25 protein-coding genes are annotated in these 26,226 nt (G+C 60.1%); 16 read left to right on the top strand and 9 right to left on the bottom strand.

Features of this window, described 5'->3' with window-relative positions; translation table 11 throughout:
- Positions 1-14: 14 nt before the first annotated feature.
- From ACA056_RS27855 to ACA056_RS27840, 4 genes are all read left to right on the top strand, one after another.
- Entirely contained in the window at positions 15-1,166 is a 1,152-nt protein-coding gene (locus tag ACA056_RS27855; protein WP_497269263.1) for a uroporphyrinogen-III C-methyltransferase, read from the top strand.
- A complete protein-coding gene (locus ACA056_RS27850; RefSeq protein WP_497269261.1) occupies positions 1,163-2,401 on the top strand; it encodes a heme biosynthesis protein HemY in 1,239 nt (412 codons plus the stop codon). Before ACA056_RS27855 ends, ACA056_RS27850 begins: the two co-directional genes overlap by 4 nt.
- A 229-nt stretch (positions 2,402-2,630) precedes the next feature.
- Positions 2,631-3,182 carry a disulfide bond formation protein B gene (locus tag ACA056_RS27845; RefSeq protein WP_497269259.1) on the top strand — a complete coding sequence of 184 codons (552 nt, stop codon included), beginning with the start codon at positions 2,631-2,633 and terminating at the stop codon, positions 3,180-3,182.
- Positions 3,183-3,361: 179 nt separating this feature from the next.
- Positions 3,362-3,820: an Rsd/AlgQ family anti-sigma factor gene (locus ACA056_RS27840; protein WP_033053386.1), complete on the top strand. Its 459-nt coding sequence runs from the start codon at positions 3,362-3,364 to the stop codon at positions 3,818-3,820.
- 63 nt (positions 3,821-3,883) lie between these two features.
- Here ACA056_RS27840 and ACA056_RS27835 read toward each other — a convergent pair whose 3' ends face one another.
- The gene (locus ACA056_RS27835; RefSeq protein WP_282479547.1) at positions 3,884-4,549 is read right to left on the bottom strand and encodes an FKBP-type peptidyl-prolyl cis-trans isomerase; all 666 of its coding nucleotides are present in this window, start codon (positions 4,547-4,549) and stop codon (positions 3,884-3,886) included.
- Positions 4,550-4,741: 192 nt separating this feature from the next.
- On the opposite strand from ACA056_RS27835, the gene ACA056_RS27830 reads away from it, so the two are divergent.
- Entirely contained in the window at positions 4,742-5,830 is a 1,089-nt protein-coding gene (locus ACA056_RS27830) for an AlgP family protein (protein WP_497269256.1), read from the top strand.
- On the opposite strand, the gene ACA056_RS27825 is transcribed toward ACA056_RS27830, so the two are convergent.
- On the bottom strand, positions 5,827-6,291 hold the full coding sequence (locus ACA056_RS27825) for a TIGR02444 family protein (protein ID WP_497269254.1): 465 nt from the start codon (positions 6,289-6,291) through the stop codon (positions 5,827-5,829). The two genes, ACA056_RS27830 and ACA056_RS27825, sit on opposite strands and share 4 nt — an antisense overlap.
- A 50-nt stretch (positions 6,292-6,341) precedes the next feature.
- Here ACA056_RS27825 and ACA056_RS27820 point away from each other — a divergent pair, with 50 nt between their 5' ends.
- The 5 genes from ACA056_RS27820 (at position 6,342) to ACA056_RS27800 (ending at position 12,255) form a co-directional block, all read left to right on the top strand.
- A complete protein-coding gene (locus ACA056_RS27820) occupies positions 6,342-8,252 on the top strand; it encodes an ATP-binding cassette domain-containing protein (RefSeq protein ID WP_309678287.1) in 1,911 nt (636 codons plus the stop codon).
- A complete protein-coding gene (locus ACA056_RS27815; RefSeq protein WP_497269251.1) occupies positions 8,252-8,833 on the top strand; it encodes a mechanosensitive ion channel domain-containing protein in 582 nt (193 codons plus the stop codon). The genes ACA056_RS27820 and ACA056_RS27815 overlap by 1 nt, the downstream gene beginning before the upstream one ends.
- Before the next feature lie 115 nt (positions 8,834-8,948).
- Entirely contained in the window at positions 8,949-9,581 is a 633-nt protein-coding gene (locus ACA056_RS27810; protein ID WP_497269249.1) for a LysE family transporter, read from the top strand.
- Positions 9,582-9,793: 212 nt separating this feature from the next.
- Positions 9,794-11,692 (top strand): FTR1 family protein, encoded by a 1,899-nt coding sequence (locus tag ACA056_RS27805; protein WP_497269247.1) that lies wholly within the window; start codon positions 9,794-9,796, stop codon positions 11,690-11,692.
- A 107-nt stretch (positions 11,693-11,799) separates the two neighbouring features.
- A complete protein-coding gene (locus ACA056_RS27800; protein WP_497269245.1) occupies positions 11,800-12,255 on the top strand; it encodes a YaiI/YqxD family protein in 456 nt (151 codons plus the stop codon).
- A gap of 119 nt (positions 12,256-12,374) precedes the next feature.
- On the opposite strand, the gene elbB is transcribed toward ACA056_RS27800, so the two are convergent.
- Entirely contained in the window at positions 12,375-13,043 is a 669-nt protein-coding gene (gene elbB, locus ACA056_RS27795) for an isoprenoid biosynthesis glyoxalase ElbB (RefSeq protein WP_497269243.1), read from the bottom strand.
- A 115-nt stretch (positions 13,044-13,158) separates the two neighbouring features.
- On the opposite strand from elbB, the gene ACA056_RS27790 reads away from it, so the two are divergent.
- Positions 13,159-14,394, top strand: coding sequence for a sterol desaturase family protein (locus ACA056_RS27790; RefSeq protein ID WP_497269241.1), 1,236 nt, complete (start codon positions 13,159-13,161; stop codon positions 14,392-14,394).
- On the opposite strand, the gene ACA056_RS27785 is transcribed toward ACA056_RS27790, so the two are convergent.
- Positions 14,375-15,007, bottom strand: coding sequence for a DedA family protein (locus ACA056_RS27785; protein WP_497269239.1), 633 nt, complete (start codon positions 15,005-15,007; stop codon positions 14,375-14,377). The genes ACA056_RS27790 and ACA056_RS27785 overlap by 20 nt on opposite strands.
- Positions 15,008-15,215: 208 nt before the next feature.
- Here ACA056_RS27785 and hemB point away from each other — a divergent pair, with 208 nt between their 5' ends.
- The gene (hemB, locus tag ACA056_RS27780) at positions 15,216-16,229 is read left to right on the top strand and encodes a porphobilinogen synthase (protein WP_497269237.1); all 1,014 of its coding nucleotides are present in this window, start codon (positions 15,216-15,218) and stop codon (positions 16,227-16,229) included.
- Between the two features lie 18 nt (positions 16,230-16,247).
- Positions 16,248-18,470 (top strand): polyphosphate kinase 1, encoded by a 2,223-nt coding sequence (gene ppk1 / locus ACA056_RS27775; protein WP_497269235.1) that lies wholly within the window; start codon positions 16,248-16,250, stop codon positions 18,468-18,470.
- Positions 18,471-18,698: 228 nt separating this feature from the next.
- On the opposite strand, the gene ppx is transcribed toward ppk1, so the two are convergent.
- From ppx to ACA056_RS27750, 5 genes are all read right to left on the bottom strand, one after another.
- The gene (ppx, locus tag ACA056_RS27770) at positions 18,699-20,201 is read right to left on the bottom strand and encodes an exopolyphosphatase (protein ID WP_497269233.1); all 1,503 of its coding nucleotides are present in this window, start codon (positions 20,199-20,201) and stop codon (positions 18,699-18,701) included.
- Positions 20,202-20,417: 216 nt separating this feature from the next.
- Complete coding sequence (locus ACA056_RS27765; RefSeq protein ID WP_497269231.1) at positions 20,418-21,155, bottom strand: amino acid ABC transporter ATP-binding protein; 738 nt, start codon at positions 21,153-21,155, stop codon at positions 20,418-20,420.
- Positions 21,142-21,792: an amino acid ABC transporter permease gene (locus tag ACA056_RS27760; protein ID WP_033060645.1), complete on the bottom strand. Its 651-nt coding sequence runs from the start codon at positions 21,790-21,792 to the stop codon at positions 21,142-21,144. The genes ACA056_RS27765 and ACA056_RS27760 overlap by 14 nt, the downstream gene beginning before the upstream one ends.
- Complete coding sequence (locus ACA056_RS27755) at positions 21,789-22,457, bottom strand: amino acid ABC transporter permease (protein WP_497269229.1); 669 nt, start codon at positions 22,455-22,457, stop codon at positions 21,789-21,791. The genes ACA056_RS27760 and ACA056_RS27755 overlap by 4 nt, the downstream gene beginning before the upstream one ends.
- Positions 22,458-22,493: 36 nt before the next feature.
- On the bottom strand, positions 22,494-23,279 hold the full coding sequence (locus ACA056_RS27750) for a transporter substrate-binding domain-containing protein (RefSeq protein WP_497269227.1): 786 nt from the start codon (positions 23,277-23,279) through the stop codon (positions 22,494-22,496).
- Between the two features lie 256 nt (positions 23,280-23,535).
- On the opposite strand from ACA056_RS27750, the gene ACA056_RS27745 reads away from it, so the two are divergent.
- The 3 genes from ACA056_RS27745 (at position 23,536) to rho (ending at position 26,201) form a co-directional block, all read left to right on the top strand.
- Positions 23,536-24,243 carry a FadR/GntR family transcriptional regulator gene (locus tag ACA056_RS27745; protein ID WP_140894862.1) on the top strand — a complete coding sequence of 236 codons (708 nt, stop codon included), beginning with the start codon at positions 23,536-23,538 and terminating at the stop codon, positions 24,241-24,243.
- 120 nt (positions 24,244-24,363) lie between these two features.
- On the top strand, positions 24,364-24,693 hold the full coding sequence (gene trxA, locus ACA056_RS27740; protein ID WP_008150340.1) for a thioredoxin TrxA: 330 nt from the start codon (positions 24,364-24,366) through the stop codon (positions 24,691-24,693).
- 248 nt (positions 24,694-24,941) lie between these two features.
- Complete coding sequence (gene rho / locus ACA056_RS27735; protein ID WP_007942421.1) at positions 24,942-26,201, top strand: transcription termination factor Rho; 1,260 nt, start codon at positions 24,942-24,944, stop codon at positions 26,199-26,201.
- Positions 26,202-26,226 lie beyond the last annotated feature (25 nt).

Raw genomic sequence — 26,226 nt, 5'->3', positions numbered from 1 at the left:
CAAAGGATGGATACGTGAGCGAAACAGCCTTGCCTAAAGATGACGTCCAGCCAGTGCTCGATGCACCGGTTGAAGCACCGGTTGAAACAGGGTCTGCTGCAGAGCAGCGCCGAGGCAATGGGCTGGCAATCGTCGCGCTGCTGCTGGGCGCTGCCGGTGTCGCCGTGGGCAGTTGGGGTGTCTGGCAGGTGCGTCACCTGCAAGCCAATACTCAACTGCAGTTGAGCCAGGTCCAGGCATTGAACGATCAGGCACAGGACCTGAAGCTCAATGAACAACGCCTGACTGCTCGCCTGGAACAAATGCCTGCCGCCGCCGAGCTCGACGCGCGCAGTCGTTTGGTCACTCAACTTCAAGGCGATCAGCAACGCTTGAATCAGCGTCTGGAAACGGTTCTCGGCGCCAGCCGCAAGGATTGGCGTCTGGCCGAGGCCGAGCACCTGCTGCGTCTGGCCAGCCTGCGTCTTTCCGCGTTGCAGGACATCAGCAGTGCCCAGGCTTTGGTGCAGGGCGCCGATGAAATTCTGCGCGAACAGAACGACCCGGGTTCCTTTGCCGCTCGCGAGCAAGTGGCCAAAACGCTGGTGTCATTGCGCAGCACCCAACAGCCGGATCGCACCGGTTTGTTCCTGCGACTGGGGGCGCTGCGCGATCAGGTCATCAGCCTCACCGAGCTGGCACCTGAGTACAAGGACCGTGGCGAATCCCTGTTGGGGCTCACCGCCGATGGCGACGGCGCCAGTCGCTGGGCGCAATGGTGGGATCAGGTCTCGCGCTACATCCGCATCGATTTCAACGCCGACAAAAATGTGCGTCCGTTGCTGGCCGGGCAGAGCCTGAGCCAGGTGCGCCTGGCCCTGAGCCTGGCGCTGGAGCAGGCGCAATGGGCCGCGCTCAATGGCCAGGCCGCGGTTTATACCCAGGCGCTGGCCGAAGCGCGGGACGTGCTCAAGGGCAACTTCAACCCGGACAACCCTCAGAGCAAAGTGATGCTTGAGCAGGTTGGCGAGTTGAGCAAGCAACCGGTCACCGTTGTCACACCAGACCTGACCGGCACGCTGAGTGCGGTTCAGGGGTATCTGGAGCGGCGTAATGTCAACGCCGAGGACTCGATCAAACCGATGGCCAAACCTGCCGCGGACACCGCTCAGGAGGCGACGCCATGAAACGCCTCTATGTGATCGTGTTCCTGGTGATCGCCGCTGCTGCCGCGCTGGGGCTGGCGATTGCCGAGCATTCCGGTTACGTGCTGATCGCCTACAAAAGCTTCCGTTACGAATCGAGCCTGTGGGCAACCCTGGCGTTGGTCGCCGTGCTGTGGCTGGTGTTTTGGGGCATCAAGGCGTTGATCGAATTGGTGACGACCTCCAGCGGCGTGGTCAATCCCTGGTCGCGGCGCAATCGCAGCCGTCGGGTGCAGGTGGCGATTGAACACGGTCAACTGGATCTGGCCGAAGGTCGCTGGGCCAGTGCGCAACGTCATCTGCATCGGGCAGCGGAAGCCGAGCGCCAGCCTTTGCTTTACTACCTCGGCGCTGCCCGGGCCGCGAACGAACAAGGTCAATACGAGGAAAGCGACAACCTGCTGGAGCGCGCTCTTGAGCGACAGCCCCAGGCAGAGTTGGCGATTGCCCTGAGCCACGCGCAATTACAGACTGACCGCGGCGATACCGAAGGCGCCCTGGTGACCCTGCAAGCCATGCACGAGCGTCATCCTCATAACGTCCAGACCTTGCGCCAGTTGCAGCGCTTGCACCAACAGCGGGGCGACTGGTCGGCGGTGATTCGCCTGCTGCCGGAGCTACGCAAGGACAAGGTCCTGCCACCGGCCGAGCTGGCGGAACTGGAACGCCGGGCTTGGGGTGAGAACCTGTCTCTGGCGGCGCATCAGGAAGAAGACGGGACGGTCGGCTTGCAATCGCTCAATCGCGCCTGGCAGCAGTTGACCTCTGCTCAGCGTCAGGAGCCGCAACTGGTGCTCGCTTATGCCGAGCAACTTCGGCAACTGGGTGCTCAGGTCGAGGCCGAAGAGATCCTGCGAACGGCGCTCAAGCGCAACTACGACAGTCATCTGGCGCGCCTCTACGGACTCGTTCGCGGCAGTGATCCGGCACGTCAACTGCACACCGCCGAGAGCTGGCTCAAGGAACATCCGGCCGACCCGAGCCTGCTGCTGACTCTGGGGCGCTTGTGTCTGCAAAGCAGCCTTTGGGGCAAGGCCCGGGACTATCTGGAAAGCAGCTTGCGCGTGCAGCGCAACCCGGAAGCCTGCGCGGAACTGGCGCGGCTGCTGGCGCAGTTGGGTGACACCGAGCGCAGCAATCAGTTGTTCCAGGAGGGCTTGGGCTTGCTGGACGAGCGCTTGCTGGCGGCACCGTTGCCGGTTCCTGTTCACGCTTGAAGAGTGGATGACGGGTCGCTCGAACGAGCGATCCAGTCGCCTGCAAACTGTCGGGATTTTACCTTTGTAGTCCGTCAACGGCAGAATCCTACAGGGGACTACACCTAATCCTCTCGTTCCTGTCGGGAATTCCCTACACCTCTGTTGAAGTGTCCCCGCTAGCCTGCCTTGAAAGGCTGCCGCGCTTTCCTCTACCGTAACCGCCTGTCTCTACTGTTACGGAAATGCCATGTCTTTGGCCTGCTCACGCTCCTTGTTTTTCATGGCTTTCATTGCAGGTGCCCTGGCCCTGGGCGTGTCCTATTACCTGGAATATGCGGTCGGCCTCAAGCCTTGCGGGTTGTGCCTGTTGCAGCGATCTTGCCTCGCGTTACTCACGGGTATTTGCCTGACAGCTTCAGTTCATGGGCCGGGCCGCTTTGGCTCTTTCCTGTATTGGATGCTCGGGCTGTTTTGCAGTCTGGCGGGTACGGTCACGGCGTGGCGGCAGGTATTGCTGCAGAGCGATCCAACGCATCAGCTGTTGACGTGCTCGCCCAATCTGGCAGTTCAGTACGTGGACATGCCCTGGTTGTGTCAGGTCACGCAGATGTTTAAAGGGGAGGCGGAGTGCGCGGAGATTTCCTGGACACTGTTCGACCTGAGCATTCCTGAATGGAGTCTGCTGCTCTTCATGGCGATGACGATTTTAGGTATTTATCAGTTGCTGCGTCTTGTCTGGAAAGCTTGTCAGCGACCGCTCAGCGGCGGTTCGTCGCACCGGACGCTGGCGGGTGATTAAACACTTGTATGAACTTTATCTCCTGCGTACCTTGAAGCCATTGTCGCGCGGGCATAATCTGGCCCGCACGTGTCATTGGAATTATGTTGCTCGAATGACGCTCTGCCTGGCCGATACTTGACCTTCAAGTGTGGCGACGGGTGTAGGGCAGCATGACCCACAAGGGAAGAGAGATCACCATGCTCGAAAGTTGTCAGAATGCTCAGGAACGTTGGGGTGGAGTGCATCTGCTGATCGATCGCTGGTTGCAGGAGCGTCACGAGCTGGTTCGGGCCTATGATGCTCTCGGCGCCAAGCCTGAGGCACTGGGTGAGAACCGTAAGCCGTTGCAGGAATTCTGCGGCGTGCTGGTCGATTACGTGTCTGCCGGGCACTTCGAGATCTACGAACAGCTGACCGGTGAAGCCAAAGCGTTTGGTGACACTCGCGGGCTTGAGTTGGCCGAGACTATCTACCCTCGCATCGATGTCATCACCGAGAAGCTGCTAGCGTTCAATGACCTGTGTGATGCAGGTCAATGCGTGGCAGAGAAATTCAAAGAGCTGGGTGGCCTGTTGCACGAGCGCTTCGAACTGGAAGACTGCCTGATCGAAGTGTTGCACACCGCTCACAAGGAAGAGGATCCGGTTCAGGCCTGAACCCCTTTCCTGCAAGATCTCCAGAAACGGTGCGCTATGCGCGCCGTTTTTCATTTCCGGTATTCAGCTTGTGGCACCGCGCAATTCGACTTCGAATACCAGCGGTGTGAACGGCGCAATCAGGTCGCCGGCACCCTCGGCGCCATAGGCTTCGGCCGATGGAATCACCAGACGCCATTTCGCACCGACCGGCATTTGCTGCAACGCACTGCGCCATCCGCTGATCACACTGTCGAGACTGAACCACTGCGGCTGACTGTTCTGATCGAACACCGTGCCGTCGGGAAGGCGACCGATATACAGCACCTGGACTTTGCCGTTGGGGCCAGCTTTGGCACCAGTGCCTGGCGCCAACTCCGTTAGCAATATTCCATCGGCCAGCTCACGAACGCCCGGTCTGGCTTTTTCCTCGGCGAGAAAGGCCTGCTCTTTTTCGAGGGCGATTTCACTTTGCGGCGTGCTCGGTTGCAAGGCGACCTGGGCTTCATGCTCGGCAAGAATCTGTTCGATCTGCTCATCTTTCAGCGCCAGGGGTTTGCCTTGATAGGCTTGTTGCAAACCTTGGATCAGCGCCTGAAGTTGCAGATCGGGAACCTCCTGGCGCAGGCGTTCGCCGAGACTTGCGCCCAGGCTGTAAGAGAGATCATGAGTGTCATTTTCTTTGGTTTTTTCGGCGGCCTGGGCCACGGAAAAAAACACGCACAGTGATAAAAAAAGGTAGCGCGACATGGGCACTCTCCGACCTGAGATGCGGGGGATTATGCCAGTGTGAATGCGCTCGACGGTGAACTGGTTTTGCGCAAGCGCAGAAGAATTTCAATCCGTTGCAACGCAGCGCTTTGGATACTGTCAACATGCCCTAGCGGCGGTAGCAGCAGAGGTCTAGTATGAGCCGCACCCACGTCAGCCAGGAGGTAAATCATGTCGGCCACCAAGAAGCCTGTAAATACTCCGTTGCACTTACTCCAACAACTCTCGGGCAGCTTGCTCGAGCATCTGGAAAACGCTTGTTCCCAAGCCTTGGCTGATGCTGAAAAACTGCTCGCCAAACTGGAAAAGCAACGCGGAAAAGCGCAAGAAAAACTGCACAAGTCCCGTACCAAATTGCAGGACGCTGCGGCGGCCGGCAAGGCCAAGGCACAAGCCAAAGCCAAGGGCGCGGTGAAGGAGCTTGAGGACTTGCTCGATGCCCTCAAGGATCGTCAATCCGAAACTCGCAGCTACATTCTGCAACTCAAGCGCGATGCTCAAGAAAGCCTGAAACTGGCCCAGGGCGTCGGTCGTGTACAAGAGGCTGTCGGCAAGGCGTTGTCCCTGCGTTCGGCCAAGCCTGCTGCGGCTCCTGCCAAGAAAGCCGCTGCCAAACCGGCTGCTGCAAAAGCACCGGCCAAGTCTGCCGCCAAACCGGCTGCCAAAGCACCGGTGAAAGCCGCAGCAAAACCTGCCGCTAAACCTGCGGCAAAAAAACCAGTCGCTGCTAGCGCTGCAAAACCGGCTGCAAAAACAGCCGCCGCCAAACCTGCCGCCAAGCCAGCCGCTGCTAAAACAGCTGCCGCTAAACCGGCTGCAAGAACTGCTGCTGCCAAACCGGCGGTGGCGAAAACTGCAGCGGCTAAACCGGCTGCCAAACCAGCGGCTAAAACTGCCGCTGCGAAACCTGCTGCCAAGCCTGCCGCGAAATCAGTCGCGACTAAAACTGCTGCCAAGCCAGCTGCAAAAGCTGCAGCCAAACCGGCTGCCAAAACTGCTGCTGCAAAACCTGCCGCAGCGAAACCAGCAGCCAAACCTGCCGCTGCCAAACCGGCTGCAAAACCAGCCGCCAAGCCAGCTGCAAAACCAGCAGTGAAAAAACCGGTTGCCGCCAAGCCGGCCGCCGCGCCAGTTGCCAAGCCAGCCAACCCGGCTCCGGTAGCAACGTCTGCTTTAGCAGCAGCCACCTCGACAGCCACGCCAGCGCCAACGCCGGCCGCCGCATCGATCGCAGCAACCACCCCAACCAGCGCTTCCTAAGTGCTGCTTACCGCGACGCGCAGCTGATGCAGCGCGTCGCGGTCCAGGTGGGCGGCGCCTGCCGTTACACCTTCCAGCCAGGCCGATAGATCGGTCGCCTCACCTTGCGGCCAACTCTGCGCCGATCGTTCCAGTCGCACCAACAGATGTCGCTCGGCTTCCAGCTCGAGTGCCTTCACTTGCTCGCGCAAAGCATTCAGTTCGCCATCGTCGGCGGCAACGGCTTTCCAATTCACCCGCAAGGCTCGCAGCGGTCGCACCACGTCTGCGTCCCACGGCTCGGCCACGCTACGCAATTGCTGCAATCGGTGTTCGTTACAGGCGACGCCACGTTCTCCCAGCCACAGCCCGCAGAGCAGCAAGCACACATTGATACCCGCCGACTGCAATTGCAGGCATGCGGGTTCAACGCCGGGACGGGCGTAAGTACTAAGGGAAAAGCTCCACAGGTCAGAGGACATAGTGCTACTCGCGCCAGTTGCGAGCGAAGCTGGTAGACTCCGCCGCCATTATGATTCGACTTCAGAACCTGACTTTACAGCGTGGCCCTCAACGTCTGCTAGAAGACGCCGAGCTGACCCTGCACGCCGGCCACAAAGCCGGCCTCATCGGTGCCAACGGCGCCGGCAAATCGAGCCTGTTCGCCTTGCTTCTGGGTGACCTGCACCCGGACTCGGGTGATTGCTTCCTGCCGGCGGACTGGCGCATCGCCCACATGCGCCAGGAGATCGACACCCTCGATCGGGTGGCGGTCGACTATGTGCTCGATGGCGACCTGCGCCTGCGCGAGGTGCAACGCGACCTCGCGGCAGCCGAAGCGGCCCATGACGGTACCGCTCAGGCCCGCCTGCACTCGGAACTCGACAGTGCCGACGGTTACACCGCCGACGCCCGGGCCCGCAAGTTGCTGGCAGGGCTTGGGTTCACTAACGAGCAAATGGATCGTCAGGTAGGAGACTTCTCCGGTGGCTGGAGGATGCGTCTGAACCTGGCGCAGGCTTTGATGTGCCCCTCGGACTTGTTGTTGCTCGACGAACCGACCAACCACTTGGACCTCGACGCCATCATCTGGCTCGAAGAATGGCTCAAAAGCTATCCCGGCACCTTGATGCTGATTTCCCACGACCGGGACTTCCTCGATGCCGTGGTCGATCACGTGGCCCACGTCGATCAGCGCAAGATCACCCTGTATCGCGGTGGTTACAGTGCCTTCGAACGCGCCCGTGCCGAACGTCTGGCCCAGCAACAGCAGGCCTACGAGAAGCAGCAGGTGCAACGTGCGCATATGGAAAGCTACATCGCCCGCTTCAAGGCCCAAGCCACCAAGGCCCGTCAGGCCCAGAGCCGGATCAAGGCGCTGGAGCGGATGGAAGAGCTGTCCGCCGCCCACGTCGATTCGCCATTCGATTTCGTTTTCCGCGAATCAGTAAAAATCTCCAGCCCGTTGATTGACCTCTCCGACGCCCGACTGGGTTACGGCGAACGAGCCGTGCTGGAGAAGGTCAAGCTGCAACTGACCCCCGGTGCGCGGATCGGTTTGCTTGGCCCGAACGGTGCCGGTAAATCGACCCTGATCAAAAACCTTGCCGGTGAACTTGAGCCGTTGTCCGGCCGCCTGACCCGTGGCGAGAACACCGTCGTCGGCTACTTCGCCCAGCATCAGCTTGATTCTCTGGATTCCAAGGCCAGCCCGTTGCTGCACATGCAGCGCCTGGCGCCGACCGAGCGCGAGCAGACGCTGCGCGACTTCCTCGGTGGTTTCGACTTCCGCGGTGCGCGGATCGATGAGCCGGTGCTGAACTTCTCCGGTGGCGAAAAGGCTCGTCTGGCGCTGGCGTTGATCGCCTGGGGCCGGCCGAACCTGCTGCTGCTCGACGAACCGACCAACCACCTGGACCTGGAAATGCGCCTGGCGCTGACCATGGCTCTTCAGGAATTCAGCGGCGCGGTACTGGTGGTCTCCCACGATCGCCATTTGCTCAAAAGCACCACCGACAATTTCTATCTGGTGGCGGACGGCAAGGTCGAGGAGTTCGACGGCGACCTGGAAGACTACACCCGTTGGCTGGTGGACTACCGTCAGCGCAACGCCCCGGTCAGCAATACGCCGGTCAATCCGGACAAGACCGACAAGAAGGCCCAGCGCCAGGCGGCGGCCGCGTTGCGTCAGCAACTGGCACCGCACAAGCGCGAGGCTGACAAGCTCGAAGCCGAGCTGGGCAAGCTGCACGAGAAACTGGCGAAGATCGATACCAGCCTCGGCGACAGCGACATATACGAGCCGGCGCGCAAGAACGACTTGCGTGATCTGCTGGCCGAACAGGCCAAGCTGAAGGTCCGTGAAGCCGAGCTGGAAGAAGCCTGGATGGAAGCGCTGGAACTGCTCGAAAGCATGCAGGCGGAGCTGGAGGCGCTGTCTTGATGGAAGCCTTCAAGCTGCCATTGCCTGCCGTGTGGATCGAGCCGATCTGGCTCTTCGTGCAAATCCTGCTGATCCTGTTGGCGGGATATGTTGCCCAACGCTGCGTCGCCAGGTGCCTGACTCGCCTGGGTGAGCGTTATCCGTTGCCGCCGCAATTGCTGATGCCGCTGCGCGGTGGTCTGCGCTGGCTGATCATGGGCAGTGCGCTGATCTTCGTGCTGGAACGCCTCGGGGTGTCGGCGACGGTGCTCTGGACCGCGTTGTCCGGGTTTGTCGCGGTAGCGGCAGTGGCGTTCTTCGCCATGTGGAGCGTGCTCTCGAATCTGTTGTGCGCAATCCTGATCTTCACCGTCGGCCCATTCCGCATCGGTGACGTGGTCGAGTTGGTGGACACAACCGACAAGCCTGGCGTCAAAGGCCGGGTCGTTGCGATCAATCTGCTCTACACCACGCTGATCGAAGCCGAAGAGCTCGGCACCGGCAGCGCCATGGTGCAAGTGCCCAATAGCCTGTTCTTCCAGCGCTCGGTTCGACGCTGGCGCGGCAGCGATGTATTCCCTTCCAGCGGTTTCGAAAAGTAGCCGAAACGCCGACCACGCTGGTCGGCAGCTGTTCTGTCCTGCAAAAAATCGGTAGTCATCGGCCCAAAGCCGCATTAGCTTAGACGTCTGTCACGAGTCTGAGTCGAGGTGTGCGATGGTGCTTCAAACATGGCTGGCGTTTTTTGCCGCCTGCTGGGTGATCAGTCTGTCGCCTGGTGCCGGCGCCATTGCGTCGATGTCCAGCGGTCTGCGATACGGATTCTGGCGCGGTTATTGGAACGCCTTGGGCCTGCAACTGGGTCTGGCGGTGCAGATTGCGATTGTCGGTGCCGGTGTTGGCGCGATTCTCACGGCGTCGGCCACGGCCTTCTATGCGATCAAATGGTTCGGTGTCGCCTATCTGGTTTACCTTGCGATCAAGCAATGGCGTGCGCTGCCCAGCGACATGAGCGATGGCGCGGCCGTGCGTCAGATTGGCAAGCCGATGGCCCTGGTGTTCCGCGGTTTTCTGGTGAACATCAGCAACCCCAAGGCGCTGGTGTTCATGCTGGCGGTGTTGCCGCAGTTCATTGATCCGCATGCGCCGCTGCTGATCCAGTACCTGATCATTGGTGTGACCATGGTCTGCGTTGATCTGATCGTCATGGCCGGTTACACCGGACTTGCATCGAAGGTGCTGCGGATGTTGCGCACGCCCAAGCAGCAGAGACGCATGAACCGCACCTTTGCCGGGCTGTTCATTGGTGCGGCGGCATTCATGGCGACCCTTCGCAAAGTGGCTGTGTAAAACCGTCAGGCACTAAAAAGGCGACCTTTTCAGGTCGCCTTTTTTATTTGTCGCTGTTGCGTCCTGAATAAGGTTTACACCTTCTGATCTGTTTTTCAGGACTAGACACGCTGACTTTGCACGCTGTCGTGCAGGAAATATCAACAAAGCTTGAGTGAAACGCATTGGAAGTGAACAATGTGTTACTTCGTATTTCCATTTGAGATTCGTTCATGATTGCCTCCTCCCGCTTTCTGGCATGGCTAGTGCTGCCTGTTATTGCGTTTTGCAGCTTCAACGCGCTGGCCGAAACGGCGGAAGGCGCGCCAAAGGCGCTGCATTTGCTCGACTACATTGGCGCCGATTACCCGGTAACGGTCCGGGCCGGTAAGGTCATTGATGAGTCGGAATACCGCGAACAACTGGAGTTTCTCGGGGTTCTGCAAGACGTGATCGCCGGATTGCCGGCCAGGCCCGAGCGCGCGGAGCTGGAGCAGGGCGTCAGCGGCTTGCGCAGCGCAATCGCTGCGCGCAAGGACGGCACCGACGTCGCCAACCAGGCTCGGCAGCTTGGGGCGAAACTGGCGGTGGCTTATGAAGTCAGCCAGGCGCCGATCATTACGCCAGATCCGACCCGTGGTGCGCCGCTGTATGCACAGCAATGCTCGGTGTGCCACGGCGACGCGGGCGCCGGTGACGGCCCGGCAGGCGTTGGCATGACGCCGCCGCCAGCCAATCTGCGCGATGCTGCGCGACTGGACCGACTGAGCCTCTACGCGATCTACAACACCTTGGGGATGGGCGTGGAAGGCACCGACATGCCGTCCTTCGCCGATCAACTGGACGATCGCCAGCGTTGGGACCTGGCGACCTACATCGCCAGCTTCAGCGCCGACCCGGCGGCTGCAAAATCCGAAAAAACCTACAACATCGGCGACCTGGCCCGTCAGACTCCCGCAGAAGTGCAGGCTGCCGAGGGGCCGCAAGCTGCGGCGACCTTCCGTGCGCAGCGAGCGCAACCGCCGCAAGTCAAGCGTGGCCCGGCGCAATTGCTCGACTACACGGCCGCAACGCTGGACAAGAGCATCGCTGCCTATCGTGCGGGTGATCACGATCAGGCCTATGACCTGTCAGTGGCGGCTTATCTGGAGGGTTTCGAACTGGTCGAAAGTTCTCTGGATAACGTCGATGCCAATGTACGCAAAGACACTGAGAAATCGCTGATGGCTTACCGTCAGTCGTTGCAGGATGGTTTGCCGGTGGCCCAGGCCCAACTGCGCCTGGACGCGGCGAAGGCCAAGTTGAAGGAATCCGCCGGCCTGCTGGGCAGCGATGGCTTGAGTTGGTCCCTAAGCTACATCTCAGGTTTGTTGATTCTGTTGCGCGAAGGCCTGGAAGCGATTCTGGTGCTGGCAGCGATCCTCGCGTTCCTGCGCAATACCGGCCAGCAATCGGCGGTACGCAGCGTCAACGTCGGTTGGGGTCTGGCGCTGCTGGCGGGTCTGGCGACCTGGGCGCTGGCGGCGTACGTAATTGATGTCAGCGGCTCGCAACGCGAATTGCTGGAAGGGGCGACAGCGTTGTTTGCCGCCGTCATGGTGCTCTGGCTCGGCGTGTGGATGCATGACCGTCGTCACGCGGCGGCCTGGCAGGATTACATCAAGAGCAGTCTGGTGGGCGGCGGTGGGCGTTTCGGGTTTGCGACGCTGGCGTTCTTCTCGGTGTATCGCGAGCTGTTTGAAGTGATTCTGTTCTACGAGACCTTGTGGCTGCAGGCGGGTCCAGCGGGCCATAACGCGGTACTGGCGGGTGGTGCGACGGCGTTGGTTATGTTGGTGGGTCTGGCCTGGGTGATTCTGCGCGGTTCGGCGAAACTGCCGCTGTCGTTGTTCTTCAGTATCAACGCCGGTCTGTTGTGTGCGTTGTCGGTGGTGTTTGCCGGGCATGGCGTGAAGGCGTTGCAGGAAGCCGGGGTTTTCGGCACCCGGCCGGTGCCGTTCTTTGACTTCGACTGGCTGGGGATCCACGCTGATGCGTATTCGCTGAGTGCGCAGGCGGTGGCGATCATCGCGATCATCGTGCTGTATAGCCGTAGTCGGCTGGCTGAGAAGCGGCGGGTGCAGGTTTCTTAAACAGCATTCGCTTCGCTCACAATCGCGAGCAAGCTCGCTCCCACAGGATTGCGTATAACCTGTGGGAGCGAGCTTGCTTGCGATTTTTTTTGGAAGAGGACAACACAATGCGTGTGTGGATCGATGCCGACGCCTGCCCTCGGGCGGCCAAGGATCTGGTGGTGAAGTTCGCCCTCAAGCGCCAGTTCGAAGTGGTGCTGGTGGCCGGACAGCCACAGATCAAACCGGGTTTGGCCCTGGTGAAGCTGATCGTGGTGCCCAGCGGTCCGGATGCCGCAGACGACTATCTGGTGGAATACGCGGTCCCCGGCGAATTGGTGATCTGCAGCGATGTGCCGCTGGCCGACCGTCTGGTGAAAAAGGGTGTTGCGGCGCTGGATCCACGGGGCAAAGAGTTCGATGCGCAGAACATGGGCGATCGGTTGGCGGTGCGTAACCTGTTCACCGATCTGCGGGAACAAGGGCAGATGAGCGGCGGGCCAGCGCCGTTTGGCGAGCGTGAGAAACAGGCGTTTGCCAATGCGCTGGACCGGATCCTCACGCGACTTACCCGCAAAACCTGAGCCAGACACAGAACCCCTTGTGGGAGCGAGCCTGCTCGCGAAAGCGGCCTGACAGTCAACATAGGCGTTGAAGGTAACGGCCTCTTCGCGAGCAGGCTCGCTTCCACATTTGTCCGTGTTTACACGTCATTCTCGTGGGTCAGTTCCAGAACGCGGTCGACCAGTTTGTTGATACCCGAAGCCGCTTCACTGATGCTCTGCGCCAGCATGTACGCCGGGGTGCTGACCAGTTTGCGTGCTTTGTCTTCAACGATGTCAGTTACCGCGCAGTCTGCGTGTGTAGCGCCCATCTTGTTCATGGCGGCGGCAGTATCGGCGTCGTTGCCGATGGTGCAGGTCACGCCCGGCCCATAGATCTTCGCCGCGAGCGCCGGCGAGATGCAGATCAGCCCGACCGGTTTACCGGCCTCGGCAAAGGCTTCAGCCAGTGCCAGGACTTCCGGTTGCACGGTGCAGCCGGCGCCTTCGACGGCGAAGTTCGACAGGTTCTTGGCCGCCCCGAAACCGCCCGGAACGATCAGCGCATCGAAGTCTTCAACGTCCGCTTCGCGGATATCCTTGATACTACCCCGGGCGATCCGCGCCGATTCCACCAGCACGTTTCGGGACTCGGGCATTTCTTCGCCGGTCAGGTGATTGATCACATGTAGCTGCGCGATGTTCGGTGCGAAACACTGCACCTGAGCCCCCCGCTGGTCCAGACGCAGCAGGGTGATCACGCTTTCGTGGATCTCGGCGCCGTCGTACACGCCACAGCCGGATAGGATCACTGCAATTTTTTTGCTCATGGGCTTTTCTCCAGATTCATGGCGTTAAATGTCCACTAATTTGTCACTCGTTGCCATAGGGTTAATTCGCGGCTACACCTAGGATCTGTCCTCAAGATTCCGATCAGGGCGCGTCATGGACTTCATTCTGTATGCGGTGCCGTTTTTCTTTGTGCTGATTGCCGTCGAACTGCTGGCCGACCGTTGGCGCGGAGTGAGCAATTATCGTGTGGCTGACGCGATCAACAGCATGAGCACCGGCGTGCTGTCGACCACCACCGGCCTGTTGACCAAAGGCGTCGGCCTGGTGACGTATGCGTTTGCCCTCAAGCACCTGGCGCTGTTCGAGCTCTCGGCTGACAGCGTTTGGGTCTGGGTATTTGCCTTTGTCCTCTACGACTTCTGCTACTACTGGCTGCATCGCATGGGCCACGAACGCAACATCCTCTGGGCGGCGCATTCGGTGCATCACCAGAGCGAGGATTACAACCTGTCCACGGCGCTGCGCCAGACCAGTACCGGCTTCCTGTTGAGCTGGATTTTCTATCTGCCGATGGCCGTGCTCGGCGTGCCGCTGCTGGTATTCATCAGCGTCGCTTCGCTGAACTTGCTGTACCAGTTCTGGGTGCATACCAAACACATTCCCAAGCTCGGCTGGTTCGAGTGGTTCTTTGTCACGCCGTCCAATCATCGGGCTCACCATGCACAGAACGCTCTCTACATGGATCGCAACTACGGCGGGGTGTTCATTATTTGGGACCGTCTATTTGGCTCGTTCCAGGAAGAGGACGACAACGAACCGGTGATTTTCGGCGTGACCACGCCTCTCGCGAGCTGGAATCCGGTGTGGGCGAACGTGCAGTTCTACGCGCAGCTGTGGGATGACGCGCGGCGTGCGCAAAGCAAATGGGACAAGCTGCGCATCTGGTTCATGCGCACCGGTTGGCGGCCGGTGGATGTGGCGGCCAAGTACCCGATGAACAAGCCAGACCTGAGTCAGTTCCGTAAATTCGAGGTGCCGCTGGACGGGCGTCAGCAGCTTTACGTCGTGTTGCAGTTCTGCGTCTACATCGCGCTGGGCAGCTACTTGATGAACCTGGAGCAGAGTTTGCCAACCGCCGCGCTGGTGCTCGGCTGGAGTGCTGTGGCGCTGGGTTTGTTTACGTTGGGCGTGGCCCTGGAGAATCGCCCGTGGGCGCTGAAGCTGGAACTGCTGCGCCTGGCGTCGAATGTGCCGCTGGTGTGGCTGGCGCCGGTCGTTGGGCTGTGGCCGGCCAGCGCGGCAGGTTGGGTCGGCCTGCTGAGTTACAGCCTGCTCAGTGGTATCGGTCTCTACTGTTGCAGAAACCGTTTCACTCGGCTGGCGTCGTAGGTTCGTTGGTTTTGGCTTGTTCAGCTTTCAAGGCCTGCTCGTCGGCGTAGATCTTCTTCGCCAGACGGGCGTTCTTGAAGCGACGGCGCAGCCATAGGCAAAAGCCCAGTATCAGCAGGGCGCCGAGTACCCACAGCTCGTACTTCTTGACGCTGCCGAGCATGCCTTCGAGCACCGCACCGAAATGATAGGCGGCGGCGGCCAGCGCCGCGGCCCAGATCGCGGCACCAATCCCGTTGAGCAGCAGATAACGTCCCGGCGGATAGCCCGACAGGCCGATCGCCACCGGCATCACCGTGCGCAGGCCATAGACAAAGCGGAAGCTCAGTACCCAGATGTCCGGGTGCCTGCGGATGTGTTCCAGCGCCCGGTCGCCCATCAATTGCCAGCGCGGTTTGCGCGCCAGCAACTTGCGGCCGTGCTTGCGCCCCAGGAAATACCACAGCTGATCACCGGCATAACTGCCGAGGAACGCCACGATCATGACCACTTTGAGGTCCATGTATCCGCGGAACGCGAGGAAGCCCGCGAGCACCAGAATGGTTTCGCCTTCGAAAAACGTGCCGAGAAAGAGGGCGAAGTAGCCGAATTCCTGAAGAAATTGTTGGAGCATTGTCTGGATGCTGGCGAAATGAACGCGCAGCCTAACCCTTCGGGAACATTCATGAAAGTGTCCAAATGTGTCTCGACGTGAACATTTCCTACAAGGACAATGGAATGCGGCTACGTGTCACAGGGCTAAGCACAACTGTCATGTGTTCGTCATAATGGCCGCTTATAACTGTCACGCTCGCCCGCCAACGCGGGCTCAGGAGTCTGCCGTGAGCTTTACCCCCGCCAACCGTTTGTTTCCAGCAACCCGCCTGCGTCGCAATCGCCGTGATGATTTTTCGCGTCGACTGGTCCGTGAAAACGTTCTGACCGTCGACGATCTGATCCTGCCGGTGTTCGTGCTGGACGGTGAAAACCGTCGCGAAGCGGTGGCGTCTATGCCGGGCGTCGAGCGCCTGACCATCGATCTGTTGCTTGAAGAAGCGGCCAAGTGGGTCGAGCTGGGGATTCCGGCATTGGCGTTGTTCCCGGTGACGCCGCCGGAGCTCAAGTCTCTGGACGCCGCCGAAGCCTGGAACCCGAACGGGATCGCCCAGCGCGCCACCCGCGCGTTGCGTGCGCAATTCCCTGAGCTGGGCGTGATCACCGATGTCGCCCTGGACCCGTTCACCACCCACGGCCAGGACGGTATCCTCGACGAAGAAGGCTACGTGCAGAACGACATCACCGTTGACGCATTGGTCAAGCAGGCGCTGTCCCACGCCGAAGCCGGCGCTCAGGTGGTGGCCCCGTCGGACATGATGGACGGTCGCATCCAGGCGATCCGCGAAGCGCTTGAACTGGCCGATCACGTCAACGTGCGGATCATGGCCTACTCGGCGAAGTACGCCAGCGCCTATTACGGCCCGTTCCGCGATGCGGTCGGTTCGGCGCTGAACCTGGGCAAGGCCAACAAGGACTCCTATCAGATGGACCCGGCCAACAGCAACGAAGCCCTGCACGAAGTGGCGGCGGACTTGTCAGAAGGCGCGGACATGGTCATGGTCAAGCCAGGCATGCCGTATCTGGACATCCTTTACCGGGTCAAAGAAGAATTTAAAGTGCCGACCTTTGTTTATCAGGTCAGCGGTGAATACGCCATGCACATGGCGGCAATCCAGAATGGCTGGTTGAGCGAAGGGGTTATCCTCGAATCCCTGACCGCTTTTAAACGTGCAGGCGCTGATGGCATCCTGACTTACTTTGCCGTCCGTGCTGCTCAATTGTTACGAGAGCAAAAATAGCCCTCCCAGGAACATTCGATGAATACCGAAGGACTCACTGAAGTTGCCGTAAAAGATGCTCAACCTGTGGTGGAGCAAATCGCCGAAACCCCGCCGGAACTGGAGCCTGCTGCTCCCGCGGCGGTGGCCGAGCCTGCAATAGCGGCGCCAGCGATTGCCATTCCCGGCCTGGATGACAGCAGCCTGTACATCCATCGCGAGCTCTCGCAACTGCAGTTCAACATCCGCGTGCTGGAGCAGGCGCTGGATGAGTCCTACCCGTTGCTGGAGCGGCTGAAGTTTCTATTGATCTTCTCCAGCAACCTGGACGAGTTCTTCGAGATTCGTGTGGCCGGCCTGAAGAAGCAGATCACCTTCGCCCGTGAACAGGCGGGCGCCGATGGCCTGCAACCGCATCAGGCCCTGGCGCGCATCAGCGAACTGGTACACGGTCACGTCGACCGCCAGTACGCGATCCTCAACGACATTCTGTTGCCGGAACTGGAGAAACATCAGGTCCGCTTCATCCGCCGGCGTCACTGGACCACCAAGATCAAAACCTGGGTGCGCCGCTATTTCCGCGACGAGATCGCGCCGATCATCACCCCGATCGGCCTCGACCCGACGCACCCGTTCCCGTTGCTGGTCAACAAGAGCCTGAACTTCATCGTCGAGCTCGAAGGTATCGACGCCTTCGGCCGCGATTCCGGTCTGGCGATCATCCCGGCGCCACGTCTGCTGCCGCGCGTCATCAAATTGCCGGAAGAAGTGGGCGGCTCTGGCGACAACTACGTGTTCCTGTCGTCGATGATCCACGCTCACGCCGATGACCTGTTCCAGGGCATGAAGGTCAAGGGCTGCTACCAGTTCCGTCTGACCCGAAACGCCGACCTTTCCGTCGACACCGAAGATGTAGAAGACCTGGCCCGCGCCCTGCGCGGCGAGTTGTTCTCCCGTCGCTACGGTGACGCGGTGCGGCTGGAAGTCGCTGACACCTGCCCGAAACATTTGTCCGACTACTTGCTCAAGCAGTTCAACCTGCACGAAACCGAGCTGTATCAGGTCAATGGCCCGGTCAACCTGACCCGCCTGTTCAGCATCACCGGCCTGGACAGTCAGCGGGCGCTGCAATACATGCCGTTCACCCCGCAGATCCCGAAACTGCTGCAGAACAGCGAGAACATCTTCAGCGTGATCAGCAAGCAGGACATCCTGTTGCTGCACCCGTTCGAGTCATTCACCCCGGTGGTCGACTTGCTGCGCCAGGCTGCCAAGGACCCGCATGTGTTGGCGGTCCGTCAGACCCTGTACCGCTCCGGCGCCAACTCGGAAATCGTCGATGCGCTGGTCGATGCGGCGCGTAACGGCAAGGAAGTCACCGCGGTGATCGAATTGCGTGCGCGGTTCGACGAAGAGTCCAACCTGCAACTGGCCAGCCGTTTGCAAGCGGCCGGTGCGGTGGTGATCTATGGCGTCGTCGGCTTCAAGACCCACGCCAAGATGATGCTGATCTTGCGTCGCGAGGCCGGCGAGATTGTCCGTTACGCCCACTTGGGTACCGGCAACTACCACGCGGCCAACGCCCGTCTGTATACCGACTACAGCTTGCTGACCTCGGATGACGCCTTGTGTGAAGACGTTGGCAAACTGTTCAGTCAGCTGATCGGCATGGGTAAAACCCTGCGCATGAAGAAGCTGCTGCACGCGCCGTTCACGTTGAAGAAGGGCATGCTCGACATGATTGCCCGGGAGACCCAGTTCGCCCTCGATGGCAAACCGGCGCACATCATTGCCAAGTTCAACTCGCTGACCGATCCGAAGATCATCCGCGCGCTGTACAAGGCCAGTCAGTCCGGGGTGCGTATCGATCTGGTGGTGCGCGGCATGTGCTGCCTGCGTCCGGGCATTGCCGGGGTATCGCACAACATCCACGTGCGCTCGATCATCGGGCGTTTCCTGGAGCACACCCGGGTCTTCTACTTCCTCAATGGCGGCGAAGAGCAGATGTTCCTGTCCAGCGCCGACTGGATGGAGCGCAACCTCGACAAGCGCGTCGAGACTTGCTTCCCGGTCGAGGGCAAGAAGCTGATCATGCGGGTCAAGAAAGAGCTGGAGCTATATCTCACCGATAACACTCACAGCTGGAGCTTGCAGGCGGACGGTCGTTACATCCGCAACACGCCGACCGGCAACCAGAACCCGCGCAGCGCGCAGGCGACTTTGCTGGAACGATTGGGTAGCCCGATTCTGACAGTCCGATAACGTAAGGAGTCTGTTGGAGTGAGCTTTTGTGGCGAGGGGGCTTGCCCCCGTTCGGCTGCGAAGCAGTCGTCAAGAATGCTACTCGGTATGACTGAAGGGCGCAGGGGGCCGCTTCGCGCCCCAGCGGGGGCAAGCCCCCTCGCCACAAAGGCTCGCTCCCACAGGGGGTTGTGTCGTCTGCTGAATCGCGGGCAAAAAAAGGCCTTCCGAAGAAGGCCTTTTTCAATTTCAGCGAACGTTGAGCACAAAGCCGACGCGGGTCAGCCATTCCGCTTCCAGACCGAAGTCGGCCTGGGTCAGCTGGTTTTCGTCCAGCCAGTTTTCCGGGAACAACACGTCCAGGCTGTCGCCATTGGCCTGCAGCACGACCTGAGGCATTTCCTGGGTGCCGCGGATGTGATGGAACAGGATCGCAAAGCGCAGCAGCACGCACAGGCGAATCAGCTTGATGCCTTCATCGCCGAAGTCGGCAAACTTGTCCTTGGGGATATTGCGTCGGTGGCCACGCACCAGTAGCGCAAGCATCAGTTGGTCTTCGCGGGAGAACCCGGCCAGGTCCGAATGCTCGATCAGGTAGGCACCGTGCTTGTGGTAGTGATAGTGAGCGATGTCCAGGCCCACTTCATGGACCTTGGCCGCCCAGCCGAGCAATTCGCGCCAGACCCCGTCATCCAGCTCCCAATCCTCAGCCACTTGATCGAAGGCATGCAGCGCCTTGCGCTCAACGCGCACCGCTTGTTCAAGATCGACGTGATAACGCTCCATCAACGAGCTGAGGGTGCGCTCACGGACGTCTTCGTGATGATGACGGCCCAACAGGTCATAGAGCACGCCTTCGCGCAGGGCGCCTTCACAGTGGTCCATGCGTTGCAGTTCGAGTGCGTCGAAGATCGCTTCGAGAATCGCCAGACCGGCTGGAAAAATCGCCCGGCGGTCAGGCTTGATGCCTTCGAAGTCGATCTTCTCGACGTCGCCAAGTTTGATCAGCTTACGCTTGAGCCAGGCCAAACCTTGGGCGTTGACCTCGCCCGTGCCATGGCCGCCGGCCTTCAGTGCCAGGCCGATGGCGCGGATGGTGCCCGAGGAGCCGATGGCTTCATCCCAGGTCAGGCGGTGCAGGGCGTGTTCGATGCTCATGATCTCCAGCCGCGCTGCGGTGTACGCCTGGGCGTAGCGGGCCGGGGTGATCTTGCCGTCCTTGAAGTAGCGCTGGGTGTAGCTGACGCAACCCATTTGCAGGCTTTCGCGCAGCAGCGGTTCGAAGCGCTGGCCGATGATGAATTCGGTACTGCCGCCGCCGATGTCGGCCACCAGACGCTTGCCCGGGGTGTCGGCGAGGGTGTGGGACACGCCGAGGTAGATCAGGCGCGCTTCTTCACGGCCGGAGATGACTTCCACCGGGTGGCCGAGAATTTCTTCGGCGCGGTGGATGAATTCGGCACGGTTACGGGCTTCACGCAGGGCGTTGGTGCCGACGATCCGCACGGCGCCGGTCGGCATACCGCTGATCAGTTGGGCGAAACGCTTCAGGCAATCAAGCCCGCGTTGCATGGATTCTTCACTGAGCTGGCGCTCATCGTCGATGCCGGCGGCCAGCTGAACCTTCTCCCCGAGACGTTCGAGAATACGGATTTCGCCGTTCTGGGCCTTGGCCACGACCATGTGAAAGCTGTTGGAGCCCAGGTCGATTGCGGCGATCAGGGACAGATTCTTGGCTTGAGATTGCGGCATGGTCAGGGGGTCTCGGTCGATAACCTCGACATCGTGCCACGATCAAACGCTGCCGCCAACGCGCAGTGTTCAAAGCCTTGATCCAGCGCAGTCATGCAGGTGACCGCTGCGCGGTCAATCGCGAGCAGGCTCGCTCCCACAGGGTTTTGCGTTGCCGCCCATCCTGCGCACGACACAGAACCAATGTGGGAGCGAGCCTGCTCGCGATGGCGTCCTTCAGCCCGCCGCTTCAACTGTGCCAATGAAATTCGCCAGTTCAGCCGTTTGCGGATTGGCAAACAACACCTTCGGATCCCCGACCTCATGCACCTTGCCCTGATGCATGAACACCAACTTATCCCCAACCTCCCGGGCAAAGCGCATCTCATGGGTGACCATAATCAACGTCATCCCTTCCTTGGCCAGTTGCCGGACCACGCTTAGCACTTCATTGACCAATTCCGGGTCCAGCGCCGAGGTAATCTCATCGCACAGCAAGACCTTCGGCGACATCGCCAGCGCCCGAGCAATCGCCACCCGCTGTTGCTGCCCGCCAGATAACCGATCCGGAAAGGCATCGAATTTCTCCCCCAGCCCGACCCGTTCCAACATCTCCCGCGCCAGCTCGGTCGCTTTGGCTTTTGGCACTTTCTGTACCACTTGCGGCGCGAGCATCACGTTCTCACCAACCGTCAGGTGCGGGAACAGGTTGAACTGCTGAAACACCATCCCGACTTTCTGTCGCAAGCTGCGCAGATCGGCACGGGCGGCATCGAGGTATTCGCCGTCGACCTCGATCACGCCGTCGTTGATCGACTCCAGACCGTTCAACGTGCGCAGCAACGTCGATTTTCCCGAGCCGCTGCGACCGATGATCGCCACCACCTGGCCTTCCTCGACGCTCAGGTCGATGCCTTTGAGTACATGGTGGTCGCCGTAATATTTATGCAGGGCCGAAATTCTAAGCAGAGGCATGCAGTCTCCTTTCCAGGTAGCGCGCACTGAGGGACAAGGGGTAGCAGAGCAGGAAGTAACCGAGGGCCACGAGGCCGTAGACCATGAACGGTTCGAAGGTCGCGTTGGCGAGCATGCCACCGGTCTTGGTCAGTTCGGTGAAGCCGATGATCGAGGTGACGGCGGTGCCTTTGACCACCTGCACCGAGAAGCCCACGGTCGGTGCTACGGCGATCCGCAGCGCTTGCGGCAGGATCACGTAGCGCAGTTGCTCCAGCGGGTTCAGCGCCAGGCTCGACGAGGCTTCCCACTGGCCGTTGGGGATCGATTCGACGCAACCACGCCAGATCTCCGCCAGGTAGGCGCTGGTGAACAGCGTCAGGGCAATCGCCGCGGCCATCCACGGCGAAATCTCCACCCCGGCCAACGCCACGCCGAAGAACACCAGAAACAGCTGCATCAACAGCGGCGTACCCTGGAACAGTTCGATGTAGGTGCGGGCGAAGCTGCGGGGCAGGGATTTTTTCGAGATGCGCATGACCATGATCAGCAAGCCGATCAGTCCGCCACCGATAAATGCCACCAGCGACAGCGCCAGGGTCCATTGCAGGCCCGTGAGCAGGTTGCGTACGACGTCCCAGAAGGTGAAATCGCTCATTGGCTGGTCCTTGCGACAAAACGGCGGCCGATCCATTTCAGTAACTGGCGGATCAGCAGCGCCATGCACAGGTAGAGCAGCGTGGTCAGGGCGTAGGTCTCAAAGGCGCGGAAGTTGCGCGACTGAATGAAGTTGGCGGCGAAGCTCAGCTCTTCGGTGGCGATTTGCGAGCAGACTGCCGAACCCAGCATCACGATGATGATCTGGCTGCTCAATGCCGGCCAAACCTTGCCCAGCGCCGGCAGCAGCACCACGTGGCGGAAGGCTTCGAAGCGCGTCATTGCCAGCGCCGCAGCGGCTTCAAGCTGTCCTCGAGGGATTGCTTGGATGCCGGCGCGGATGATCTCGGTGGAATAGGCGCCCAGGTTGATCACCATCGCCAGCACCGCCGCCTGCCATTCCGAAATCTGCACACCCAGTGACGGCAGGCCGAAGAAGATGAAAAACAACTGCACCAGAAACGGCGTGTTGCGGATCAACTCGACGTAGACCCCAAAAATGCCGGCGAACGGACGGATGTTCCACGCCCGCACCAGCGCCCCGACGATGCCCAGACTCACCCCGAGCACCGCGCCGATGGCCGTCAGTTCAAGGGTGAACAGCGCACCGCGCAGCAGCAGGTCGGTGTTTTGCACCACCGGTATGAAATCGAACTGATAAGCCATGTTTAGGCTCCTTGTTTAAACGGCGTCGCACGACAATCAGAGATCGGCCGGCAGCGGCTCTTTGAGCCAGGTCCGGGAGTTCTTCTCCAGCGCGCCGTCGGTCTTGGCGGTGGCGAGGATCTGATTGACCTTGTTCAGCAGCGCCGGCTCGTTTTTGTTCACGCCGACGTAGACCGGCGAATCCTTGAGCTTCACTTTCAGCGCCGGAATGCGTTTCGGGTTGCGCTCGCTGATGGTCACCATCACCACGTTGCCGCTGGCGATCAGATCAACTTGCCCGGCGAGGTAAGCGGCGATGGTCGAGTTGTTGTCTTCGAAGCGTTTGATGGTCACGCCTTCGGGCGCGACTTTGGTCAGCTCGATGTCTTCGATGGCGCCACGGGTGACGCTGATGGTTTTGCCCTTGAGGTCGTCCAGGCTTTTGATACTGGCGTCTGGCGGACCGAATACGGCGAGGTAGAAGGGTGCGTAGGCACGGGAGAAGTCGATGACTTTCTCGCGCTCGGGGTTCTTGCCGAGGCTGGAGATCACCAGATCGACCTTGCCGGTGGTCAGGAACGGAATGCGGTTGGTGCTGTTGACCGGCGTCAGCTCGAGTTTGACCTTGAGTTGGTCGGCCAGCAGCTTGGCGGTGTCGATATCAAGACCGCGCGGTTTCATGTCCGGGCCGACCGAACCGAAGGGCGGGAAGTCCTGAGGCACGGCCACCTTGAGGACGCCACGCTTGACCACATCCTCCAGACCGTCGGCGTGGGCGGGCGCCTGGCTCAGCATCAGGCTGGCAAACAGGGCTGCGAGGAGGGCGCTGTAACGCTGGGTCATGGCAAATCTCCGAATCGGCGAGAAGTAAATTCTGCGGATCGACAGAGCATGGGCCGTGCCAATATCGGGTTTTAGGGGCGCGAGGCCACGGTTTTGCTGGTGTCTCTCGGTCTTACTGGTCTGAACAGTTGGGCGGCGTTTCGCACCCCGATAGCACATTCATGAAAATCTCCGAACCCCCATGGGGCACGACTTGCCGGGTGTCGCGAATAGCTTTACAACTAACCGCTCATTGGCCTGGTTCGTCTGAAAAACCATGAACTCGATCTCCCGCGCCGTACCTGAAGTGGCGCTGCAAGCCATCCGTAAACTGATCACCGAGCAAGGTTTCGGGCCGGGCGATGCCTTGCCCTCGCAACGGGATTTGGCGGTGCAATTGGGGGTCAGTCGGGCGTCGCTGCGCGAAGCGTTGTCGTCATTGAGTGCGTTGGGGGTGATCAGCATCCAGCCGGGCAAAGGCGTGTTTGTGCAGTCGCCGGTTGATTTGCCGCGAGGTGATGCGGCGCTGAGTTGGCCGTTCGCGGCCCAGGCCTCGCCGCTGGACATCTTCCAGTTGCGCTATGCCCTGGAAGGCTTTGCCGCCGGTTTGGCGGCGGTGACCCTGAGTACTCACGAACTCGATGCACTGGAAGATAACGTTGCCGCCATGCGCATCGAATTGAAGGCCGGCGACTTCGAGGCGGCGGCGCGACTGGATTTCGAGTTTCACCGGCGCATCCTGCTGGCGAGCGGCAATCAGGCGATGCTGAGTATTCTGACGGCCAGCGCCGACATTTTTCTGGAGAGCCAGAAACTACCGTTCATCCGGGCAGAGCGGGCCATGGAAACCTGGCAGGAACACCGCAAAATCCTCCGCGCACTGGCCCGGCGGGCGTCCGGCGCAGCGCAGAAGGCCATGCACGAACATGTGCGTAACGCGGCACTGCGCACAGGAATTGCCTTCGTCGCTCCCGCCACCTCGTGACTTGGGCTATACCCAAACTCATGCGGCACCATAGCGAGACTCAATCATCTGCACCTTCCTGAACGAGGGAAGGGCGGCTATGATGGGCCACGTTTTTTTGCTTACAACCTGGAGACTTCCATGAGCAGCGATCTTATTAAACACGTCACCGACGCTAGCTTCGACGTCGACGTCCTCAAGGCCGAAGGCGCTGTACTGGTCGACTACTGGGCTGAATGGTGCGGCCCTTGCAAAATGATCGCTCCTGTTCTGGACGAAATTGCTGAAACCTACAAAGGCAAGCTGACCGTTGCCAAACTGAACATCGACGAAAACCAGGAAACCCCGGCCAAGCACGGCGTGCGTGGTATCCCGACTCTGATGTTGTTCAAGAACGGCAACGTTGAAGCCACCAAGGTCGGTGCGCTGTCGAAGTCGCAACTGGCTGCCTTCCTCGACGCCAACATCTAAGCGTCGTTTAAAGCGTCATCAAAAAGGCCCCGCACATCGCGGGGCCTTTTCGTTATTGAGGGCTAGACGCTCTGAAACTCAGGTGGTACATTCGGCCCCGCACTGGTTTCTCCACTGCCCCCTGCTAGCCGTCGCCGACGCACTCCTTTTCGAATAAGTACGCGATCCTGTCGCCTTCTCTGCGGCGCGGCCTCATTAAGCCAAAAGCTTAATTTCCCCCCCTCCATAAATGATTACGTCATTCCTATATGAATCTGACTGAACTCAAGCAAAAGCCGATTACCGAACTGCTCGAATTGGCCGAACAGATGGGCATAGAAAATATGGCCCGTTCGCGCAAGCAGGACGTGATTTTCTCCCTGCTCAAAAAGCACGCTAAAAGCGGCGAGGAAATCTCCGGTGATGGCGTGCTGGAGATTCTCCAGGACGGCTTCGGCTTCCTTCGCTCCGCTGACGCTTCCTATCTCGCCGGCCCAGACGATATCTACGTCTCGCCGAGTCAGATCCGTCGCTTCAACTTGCGCACCGGTGACACCATCGTTGGCAAGATCCGTCCTCCAAAGGAAGGCGAGCGTTATTTCGCGCTGCTCAAGGTCGACACGATCAACTACGATCGTCCCGAGAACGCGAAAAACAAGATTCTCTTCGAGAACCTGACCCCGCTGTTCCCGACCGTGCGCATGAAGATGGAAGCCGGCAACGGTTCCACCGAAGACTTGACCGGTCGTGTCATCGACCTGTGCGCCCCGATCGGCAAAGGCCAGCGCGGTCTGATCGTTGCACCGCCGAAAGCCGGTAAAACGATCATGCTGCAGAACATCGCAGCGAACATCGCACGTAATAACCCTGAAGTTCATCTGATCGTTTTGCTGATCGACGAACGTCCGGAAGAAGTAACCGAAATGCAGCGCACCGTGCGCGGCGAAGTGGTTGCCTCGACGTTCGATGAGCCGCCAACCCGCCACGTGCAGGTTGCCGAAATGGTGATCGAGAAGGCCAAGCGCCTGGTCGAACACAAGAAGGACGTGGTGATCCTGCTCGACTCCATCACCCGTCTGGCTCGCGCCTACAACACCGTGATCCCGAGCTCCGGCAAAGTACTCACCGGTGGTGTCGATGCCCACGCCCTGGAGAAACCGAAACGTTTCTTCGGCGCCGCGCGGAACATCGAAGAAGGCGGTTCGCTGACCATCATCGCCACCGCGCTGGTTGAAACCGGCTCGAAGATGGACGAAGTGATCTACGAAGAATTCAAAGGCACGGGCAACATGGAACTGCCGCTGGATCGTCGTATCGCTGAAAAACGCGTTTTCCCGGCCATCAACATCAACCGTTCCGGCACCCGCCGCGAAGAGTTGCTGACAGCCGACGACGAGTTGCAACGCATGTGGATCCTTCGCAAGCTGTTGCACCCGATGGACGAAATCGCTGCCATCGAGTTCCTGGTCGACAAGCTGAAAACGACCAAGACCAACGATGAGTTCTTCCTGTCGATGAAACGCAAGTAAATCGCAGAAAGTCAGCAAAAGCCGG

The sequence above is a fragment of the Pseudomonas sp. LBUM1666 genome (genome assembly GCF_059695775.1).
This window is presented reverse-complemented; position numbering and strand designations above follow the sequence as displayed.

Bases quoted from the DNA above. Each gene is read 5' to 3' on its own strand.
- ACA056_RS27820 (WP_309678287.1), top strand. From the start codon at position 6,342: ATGATTCGACTTCAGAACCTGACTTTACAGCGTGGCCCTCAACGTCTG.
- ACA056_RS27825 (WP_497269254.1), bottom strand. From the start codon at position 6,291: ATGTCCTCTGACCTGTGGAGCTTTTCCCTTAGTACTTACGCCCGTCCC.
- elbB (WP_497269243.1), bottom strand. From the start codon at position 13,043: ATGAGCAAAAAAATTGCAGTGATCCTATCCGGCTGTGGCGTGTACGAC.
- ppk1 (WP_497269235.1), top strand. From the start codon at position 16,248: ATGAATACCGAAGGACTCACTGAAGTTGCCGTAAAAGATGCTCAACCT.
- ppx (WP_497269233.1), bottom strand. From the start codon at position 20,201: ATGCCGCAATCTCAAGCCAAGAATCTGTCCCTGATCGCCGCAATCGAC.
- ACA056_RS27840 (WP_033053386.1), top strand. From the start codon at position 3,362: ATGCTCGAAAGTTGTCAGAATGCTCAGGAACGTTGGGGTGGAGTGCAT.
- trxA (WP_008150340.1), top strand. From the start codon at position 24,364: ATGAGCAGCGATCTTATTAAACACGTCACCGACGCTAGCTTCGACGTC.
- ACA056_RS27805 (WP_497269247.1), top strand. From the start codon at position 9,794: ATGATTGCCTCCTCCCGCTTTCTGGCATGGCTAGTGCTGCCTGTTATT.
- ACA056_RS27755 (WP_497269229.1), bottom strand. From the start codon at position 22,457: ATGGCTTATCAGTTCGATTTCATACCGGTGGTGCAAAACACCGACCTG.
- ACA056_RS27765 (WP_497269231.1), bottom strand. From the start codon at position 21,155: ATGCCTCTGCTTAGAATTTCGGCCCTGCATAAATATTACGGCGACCAC.
- ACA056_RS27815 (WP_497269251.1), top strand. From the start codon at position 8,252: ATGGAAGCCTTCAAGCTGCCATTGCCTGCCGTGTGGATCGAGCCGATC.
- ACA056_RS27750 (WP_497269227.1), bottom strand. From the start codon at position 23,279: ATGACCCAGCGTTACAGCGCCCTCCTCGCAGCCCTGTTTGCCAGCCTG.
- ACA056_RS27790 (WP_497269241.1), top strand. From the start codon at position 13,159: ATGGACTTCATTCTGTATGCGGTGCCGTTTTTCTTTGTGCTGATTGCC.
- rho (WP_007942421.1), top strand. From the start codon at position 24,942: ATGAATCTGACTGAACTCAAGCAAAAGCCGATTACCGAACTGCTCGAA.
- ACA056_RS27785 (WP_497269239.1), bottom strand. From the start codon at position 15,007: ATGCTCCAACAATTTCTTCAGGAATTCGGCTACTTCGCCCTCTTTCTC.
- ACA056_RS27800 (WP_497269245.1), top strand. From the start codon at position 11,800: ATGCGTGTGTGGATCGATGCCGACGCCTGCCCTCGGGCGGCCAAGGAT.
- ACA056_RS27830 (WP_497269256.1), top strand. From the start codon at position 4,742: ATGTCGGCCACCAAGAAGCCTGTAAATACTCCGTTGCACTTACTCCAA.
- ACA056_RS27845 (WP_497269259.1), top strand. From the start codon at position 2,631: ATGTCTTTGGCCTGCTCACGCTCCTTGTTTTTCATGGCTTTCATTGCA.
- ACA056_RS27850 (WP_497269261.1), top strand. From the start codon at position 1,163: ATGAAACGCCTCTATGTGATCGTGTTCCTGGTGATCGCCGCTGCTGCC.
- ACA056_RS27745 (WP_140894862.1), top strand. From the start codon at position 23,536: ATGAACTCGATCTCCCGCGCCGTACCTGAAGTGGCGCTGCAAGCCATC.
- ACA056_RS27760 (WP_033060645.1), bottom strand. From the start codon at position 21,792: ATGAGCGATTTCACCTTCTGGGACGTCGTACGCAACCTGCTCACGGGC.
- ACA056_RS27835 (WP_282479547.1), bottom strand. From the start codon at position 4,549: ATGTCGCGCTACCTTTTTTTATCACTGTGCGTGTTTTTTTCCGTGGCC.
- ACA056_RS27810 (WP_497269249.1), top strand. From the start codon at position 8,949: ATGGTGCTTCAAACATGGCTGGCGTTTTTTGCCGCCTGCTGGGTGATC.